The following is a 6,624-nucleotide window of genomic DNA, read 5'->3' on the forward strand; positions in this document are numbered from 1 at the left end:
CCCTGAGTATTTCGAGAAGCGGGCCAACAAGCAGGAACCGCTGTTCCTCTACATCGGCTGCGCCGACAGCCGCGTGCCCGCCAACGTGGTGACCGGCACGGAGCCGGGCGAACTGTTCGTGCACCGCAACATTGCCAACGTGGTGCTACCCAGTGACCTCAACGCCATGAGCGTCCTGCAGTATGCCGTGGAAGTCCTCGATGTGAAGCACGTGATCGTGACGGGGCATTACAACTGCGGCGGCGTGAAGGCGGCGATGGGCAATGCCTCCTACGGCCTCGTGGATCTGTGGTTGCAGCCCATCCGTAACGTGGTGCGGTGGAACAAGCCGGAACTCATGCAGATCGAGGATGAACAGGCGCGTTTCGATCGCGTGGTGGAGCTCAACGTGCTGGAGCAGCTGTACCACCTGTCGGAGACTCCGATCATCCAGAACGCCTGGGCCAAGGGCAAGCGCCCGCTGCTACACGGCCTCGTGTACGACATCCACGAAGGGTTGCTGCGGGAGATTGCCACGGGCGTGGATTGTCAGGAAGCCGCCGATGGGCTGGCCCAGCGCCGCCAGTCGGGCGTCCCGGCCGGCCCGCCGCCGATCATGGGGCGCCTCGCCCAGCCCCTCCTCGCCGGCGACGAGCTGGCGGACCAGATTGCCAAGCGGGTGATGGACCGCATGGCCGTGGCGGGCGCCAACACGCCAAAGACGTAATCCATTAGCTTCTCGCATGGCCAAATTTCTTTCTCCCTTCAAGTCACTCCCTCTGGAGCGCCGGCAATGGCTGGTGCTCCAGGCACTCGCCAAGCACAAGGGTGCCAAGGCGCTCTATGCCAACCGTATCGCGGCCAAGGGCGGCGGCTTCCGCGCGGCCACTCTGGTGTCGTGGCCGGCCGAAAAGGTCGGCAAAGAGGCCCTCCGCCTCGGCGCGCTCACGCCTCAGGACGAACTGGAACTGCTGCAGCTGCTCTACGTGGATCTCGAGCCGCAGTATCAGGTCACATTTCTCGACGCCGCGGGCGTGACGCACGAGAACGGCGTGCTCCCCGAAGATCTCGACGTCCCGTATGCCCACGCCGATGCCGTGACGCGGGGAGCGGAAGCGGTGCTGGCCGCCCACGGCGACCACGGACGGCACTATCTGCGGACGCTGGTCGTGTACAACCTCGCCGCCTGGCCAGGACTGGAGTCGATCGTACCAGCAGAAGGCTGAGGGCTGACGCCAGAGGCACGGAGCCCCGGAGGCACGGAGCACAACGAAAAGGGGCGGACGCGCGGGAATCTCTCCGCGCCTCCGCCCCTCCGTCTCTCCGGATGCGCCGCTCAGCGCATCCCGAACATGCCCCCACCGCCGAACGGCATCCGCGGCATCCCGCCTTTGCCGCCGCCCTGCATGCCGCCCATCTTCTTCATCATCTTCTGCATCTCGCGGAACTGATCGAGCAGGCGGTTCACCTCATTGACCGGCCGGCCACACCCCTTCGCGATGCGGGCCCGGCGCGAGCCGTTGATGATCTCCGGCTTCTTCCGCTCCTGTGGCGTCATGGACAGCACAATCGCTTCGATGTGCTTCATGCGCTTGGGGTCCATCTTCACGTCCTTGAGCATCTTCGGGTTTACACCCGGCAGCAGCTTAAGGAGGTTCTCGAAGGGACCGAGCTTCTGCATCTGCCGCATCGCCGCGAGGAAGTCCTCGAGGTCCATGCCCTCCTTGCGGACCTTCTTCTCCAGCTTCTTCGCCTCGGTCTCATCGAAGGCTTCCTGCGCCTTCTCCACGAGGGACACGATGTCGCCCATCTGCAGGATGCGGCCTGCCATGCGCTCGGGGTGAAACTCCTCGAGGGCATCGGGCTTCTCACCCACGCCGATGTACTTGATCGGCTTCTTGAGCACGCCGTAGATCGAGAGCGCCGCACCGCCGCGCGCATCGCCGTCGAGCTTCGTGAGAATCACGCCCGTCACATCGAGCGCCTCGTTGAAGCCCTGCGCAATCTTGACCGCTTCCTGGCCGGTCATGCCGTCGGCCACGAAGAGGATTTCGTCGGGCTTGATCGCCGCCTTGAGCCGCTTCAGCTCATCCATCATGTCGGCATCGATCTGCAACCGTCCGGCGGTGTCGACGATGACCACACGATCACGATTGCGCGTACCCTGCTCGATACCGGCCTTGGCGATCTTCACCACGTCCTGCGTCGTGCGATCGGCATACACGGGGAGATCGAGCGCCTTGCCCAGCGTCTCGAGCTGATCGATGGCAGCCGGGCGATACACGTCGGCCGCCACAAGACGCGTGGTCTTGTTCTCGAGTTTGAGCTTGCGCGCCAGCTTGCCGGCCGTGGTGGTCTTACCCGACCCCTGCAGCCCGACCATCATGATCACGGTGGGGGGCACCGTGCTCATGCGCAGCCCTTCGCGACGCTCGCCCAGCATCGCCGTGAGCTCGTCGTGCACGATCTTCACCAGCTGCTGGGCTGGCTGCACCGACTTGAGCTGCAGCACGCCGACTGCCTGTTTCTCGACCTTCTCCAGGAATTCCCGGGTCAGGGCGAAGTTCACGTCGGCCTCGAGCAGGACGCGGCGAACCTCGCGCATCCCCTCCTTGATGTCGGACTCGGTGAGAACGCCACGGCCGCGCAGCTTCGCGAAGACGTTCCCGAGTTTGTCTGTGAGCTCGTCAAACATAGACCGGAAAGGTAATCGATCGCCGGTCGTCCCACCGCTGCCCAGCCCGGTGCCGATGCGATCCGTGGGCTCGACTGGAGTCACGTAACGCTCGAGGCCGGCACAGCCCAGCGGCAAGACCCGCCACCCATGATGTTGTCCCGGGGGGTGACGGACAGGGCCACCCCTGACGCAACTTGCGTTGGAATCACGCGTTGTTCCCGTTTCCGGCGTCCCTACATTGGCCGGTTCCGGACCGCGAAATCACTCTTAATGCCTCGAAAGTGTCGCCTCCGCACTCCCGTTTTTCTGCCAGCCCGATGCCCCGCGGCCTGCGGACGGACGAAATCCTCCGCGCGGAACTTCCGCCCACGCTGCCGTTGATGGCGTTGCGGTCCACGATCGTTTTTCCGCTTGGCACGATCGCGGTCCAGATGGGAGCCCCCGAGAACCTCGCGCTCCTCCGCTCCCACGAGGAATCCGGGCTGGTGGTTGCCTTGGTGGTCGCCTCCAGTGACGGCGACGACGCAATTGATCCCACGCGCTTCCTCGGGAAGGTCGGCGTTGCGGCCCGTGTACACGAACGCATCAACCTGCCGGGCGACACCGTGCAGATCACGCTGCAGGGACTGCGGCGCATCACGATCGACGCCATCGATCAGCTCCAGCCGTTTGCCATCGCGCAGGTACAGGGCGCGCGGGAAACGCCGGCCGAGCCGGAGGAGCTCGACGACCTGATCGCCCGTACGGTGACGGCTGCCGAAACGCTCGCGGAACTGGTGGACCGTATTCCCAATGAGGTGCCACAGATCCTCAAGATGAACGTCTCGGACCCCGGGCGCTTCGCGGACCTCGCGGCCACCAACATGAACCTCCGCATCGCCGACAAGGAGGAAGTGCTCCAACGCCTCGACATCGGCCAGCGCATCCGCTTCATCCTCTCGCGACTTGAGCGTGAGGTGGCGCGCGCCCGCGTTATGGAAGACGTGAAGAAGCAGACCGAAATCAAGATCGAACAGCACCAGCGTGAGTTCTATCTCCGGCAACAGCTGCGTGCCATCCAGTCCGAGCTGGGCGAGGCAGATCCCAACGAAAAGGAGAGCGTGGAGCTGCAACGGCGCATCGAGGAGGCCCACCTTCCAGAGAAGGTTGCCGCCGAAGCGCGCCGTGAGACGGAGCGCCTGCGCATGCTCTCGCCCGCCTCGAGCGAGTATCAGGTGCTGCGCACCTACCTCGACTGGGTCCTCGCGCTGCCCTGGCACAAGCGCAGCGGCAATGACAAGGAGATCCTGCTCGCCAAAGTCGAGGAGGCGCTCGACGAGCGGCACTACGGACTCGATGAAGCCAAGGAGCGCATCATCGAGTACCTCGCCGTGCGCAAGCTGCGCGGCGGGGACCCCACCGGTCCCATTCTGTGCTTTGTGGGCCCACCGGGCACCGGCAAGACCTCACTCGGCGAGGCGATCGCCACGAGCATCGGCCGCGAATTCTATCGTATCTCCGTTGGCGGGGTGCGCGATGAGGCAGAAATCCGCGGACACCGCCGGACCTACGTTGGCGCCATGCCGGGGCTGCTCATTCAGGCGCTGCGCCGCGTCGACGTACGAGATCCGGTGATCATGATCGACGAGATCGACAAGATGTCGAGCGGCGGCCCGTCGGGTGACCCCACCGCCGCCATGCTCGAAGTCCTCGACCCGTCGCAGAATTCCACGTTCGTCGACCATTACCTCAACCTCCCCTTCGATTTGTCGAGCACCTTGTTCATTTGCACGGCAAACAACCTGTACGACATCCCCGGTCCCTTGCGTGACCGCATGGAGGTCATCCGCATCGCCGGCTACACCATCGAGGAGAAGATCGAGATCGCACAGCGCTATCTCATCCCGCGCCTCCTCGACGATCACGGACTCACGCCGGAGGACCTGCACATCTCCGAGGCGGTGGTCGGATTCGTCACGAGCCGTTACTCGCGCGAGGCGGGGCTCCGCACGCTCGAGCGTTCGCTGGCACAGCTCATGCGCAAGCGCGCGCGAGCCAAAGCGGACGGCGACACAAGCACCTGGGAAATCGGCACGGCTCGCGCCGAAGACCTGCTCGGCCCCCCTCGGTTCTCACAGGAAGAGGCCGAACAGGAGCCGGAAATCGGCGCGGTGACCGGTCTCGCGTGGACCGCCACCGGCGGTGAGCTCATGACGATCGAAGCGCTGCGGATGCCCGGGTCGGGCAAACTCACCGTGACCGGACAGCTGGGGGACGTGATGCGCGAGTCCACCGAGGCGGCCTACTCGTTCGTGCGTTCGCGCGCGGCCACACTGGCCATCGCCGACAGTGAGTTCCGAGAGTACGACATGCACCTGCACTTCCCCGCCGGTGCCATCCCGAAGGATGGGCCATCGGCGGGGATTGCCGTCACCCTCGCTTTGGCGAGCGCGCTCTCGCGTCGCCCCGTGCGCCGCGATCTCGCCCTCACCGGCGAAGTCACCCTGCGTGGCAAAGTACTCGAGATCGGCGGGGTGAAGGAGAAGGTCCTGGCCGCCTATCGTGCAGGCCTTCGTGAGGTCATCCTCCCCAAGGGGAACGAGAAAGACGTGCGCGATGTACCACAGGAGGTGCGCGAAAAAATGGCGTTTACCTTCGCCAGCACCATGGACGAAGTGCTGCACCTCGCGCTGCTGCCGCATCCGGAGACGCAGAAGGCGGATTCGGCACCGAGCAATGCGGACACCTCGGCGCGAACGCGCAGTATGGCCGCCGACCGGCGCCCGTCAGAGCAGCAGGCCGACGGAATACAGCAATAGCCCCACGAGGCCGCCGACCAGCGTACCATTGATGCGGATGAACTGGAGATCGCGCCCGATCTGCAGTTCGATCTTCCGCGACGTGGCGTTGGCGTCCCAGGCTGAAACGGTCGTCGCGATCAGCGCCGCCACCTCCTCGCGCGCCTGTTCTACGCTGTAGGTGACGAGCTCCACGATCCACGCGTTCACTTTCTCAGCGAGGACGGGATCGTCGAGCACCTTCTGCCCGAGGCCGCCCAGCCACCGCTCCAGCTGATCAGGCGCTGCTGTCGTCTCATCCGCGAGCGTCTCGGCATACTTTGCCAAGCGGTCCTTCACGTCGCCCCACACCTCGCGCGAGAAGTCAGCCACGCCCGGATGATTGAGCACATCGAGCTTGATCTGCTCGGCGCGCGCGATCGTATCCGGGTTCTCACGCAGACTCGCAACGAACCGCTCGACGGCCTCGTCGTATCGCTTTCGGAGCGGATGTGCTGGGTCGGCCGCGACCGCCACCAGCGTGCGCTCCACCCCGCTCACGATCTTGTCACCGAGGCGATTCTCGACGGCGCCCGGCACCCACCAGGGGCTTTCCTTTCGGACACCCTCGCGGATCATCTCCTCGTGCTCATCGAGAAAGCGTGCGGCGAGCCGCAGGGCATCGTCGAGCAGGGCCTGATGCCGCCCGTCGGCGGTGAGCAGCTCGAATGTCTTGGCGGCGAGGGGAGCGGCCTGCATGCGACGCAGTCGCGACACGATACCGCGATCCACCAGGTCCTGCATGTCTTCATCGCGCATCACCCCCGCGGCGCCGCTCAGGCCGAGGGCCGCGGCCCTCGCCACACGGCGACTGTTCTCAGGGCGCGCCAGCCACTGGGCCGCCTTCTCGCCCAGCCGCATGGCGGTGAGCTTGCGGGCGACTACGTCGCGCGCCAGGAAGTTGCGCTGCACGAAATTGCCGAGCGCGGTGCCGATCCGGTCCTTCCGAGCCGGCACGATTGCCGTGTGCGGAATGGGGATCCCCAACGGGTGGCGGAACAGCGCGGTGACCGCAAACCAATCGGCGATGCCACCCACCATGGCCGCTTCGGAGAAGGCCCGCACGAAGCCGAGCCACGGGTAGCGCGCCTCAAGCACGCGCGCCACCACGAAGATCACCGCGACGACCACCAGCAGGGCCGCCGCGACCCG

Annotated in this window: 5 protein-coding genes; 3 read left to right on the top strand and 2 right to left on the bottom strand. The window is 65.4% G+C overall.

Translation table 11 applies throughout. The annotated features are described in order from the left end of the window. A partial coding sequence (locus tag ACIQ51_RS13870) for a carbonic anhydrase (RefSeq protein WP_396205654.1) occupies positions 1-706 on the top strand: 706 nt, incomplete at its 5' end. A gap of 16 nt (positions 707-722) precedes the next feature. Then, positions 723-1,205 (top strand): hypothetical protein, encoded by a 483-nt coding sequence (locus ACIQ51_RS13875; RefSeq protein WP_396205655.1) that lies wholly within the window; start codon positions 723-725, stop codon positions 1,203-1,205. A gap of 110 nt (positions 1,206-1,315) precedes the next feature. Here the strand turns inward: ACIQ51_RS13875 and ffh are convergent, their stop codons facing one another. Then, on the bottom strand, positions 1,316-2,674 hold the full coding sequence (gene ffh / locus ACIQ51_RS13880) for a signal recognition particle protein (protein WP_396205656.1): 1,359 nt from the start codon (positions 2,672-2,674) through the stop codon (positions 1,316-1,318). A gap of 299 nt (positions 2,675-2,973) precedes the next feature. Here ffh and lon point away from each other — a divergent pair, with 299 nt between their 5' ends. Next, positions 2,974-5,454 (top strand): endopeptidase La, encoded by a 2,481-nt coding sequence (gene lon, locus ACIQ51_RS13885; protein WP_396205657.1) that lies wholly within the window; start codon positions 2,974-2,976, stop codon positions 5,452-5,454. Here the strand turns inward: lon and ACIQ51_RS13890 are convergent. Further along, on the bottom strand, positions 5,422-6,624 hold a 1,203-nt coding region (locus ACIQ51_RS13890), incomplete at its 5' end, for a DUF445 domain-containing protein (RefSeq protein ID WP_396205658.1). The genes lon and ACIQ51_RS13890 overlap by 33 nt on opposite strands.

This window comes from Gemmatimonas sp. (genome assembly GCF_044344655.1).
Classification (GTDB): Bacteria; Gemmatimonadota; Gemmatimonadetes; order Gemmatimonadales; family Gemmatimonadaceae; genus Gemmatimonas.

Bases quoted from the DNA above. Each gene is read 5' to 3' on its own strand.
- ACIQ51_RS13875 (WP_396205655.1), top strand. From the start codon at position 723: ATGGCCAAATTTCTTTCTCCCTTCAAGTCACTCCCTCTGGAGCGCCGG.
- ffh (WP_396205656.1), bottom strand. From the start codon at position 2,674: ATGTTTGACGAGCTCACAGACAAACTCGGGAACGTCTTCGCGAAGCTG.
- lon (WP_396205657.1), top strand. From the start codon at position 2,974: ATGCCCCGCGGCCTGCGGACGGACGAAATCCTCCGCGCGGAACTTCCG.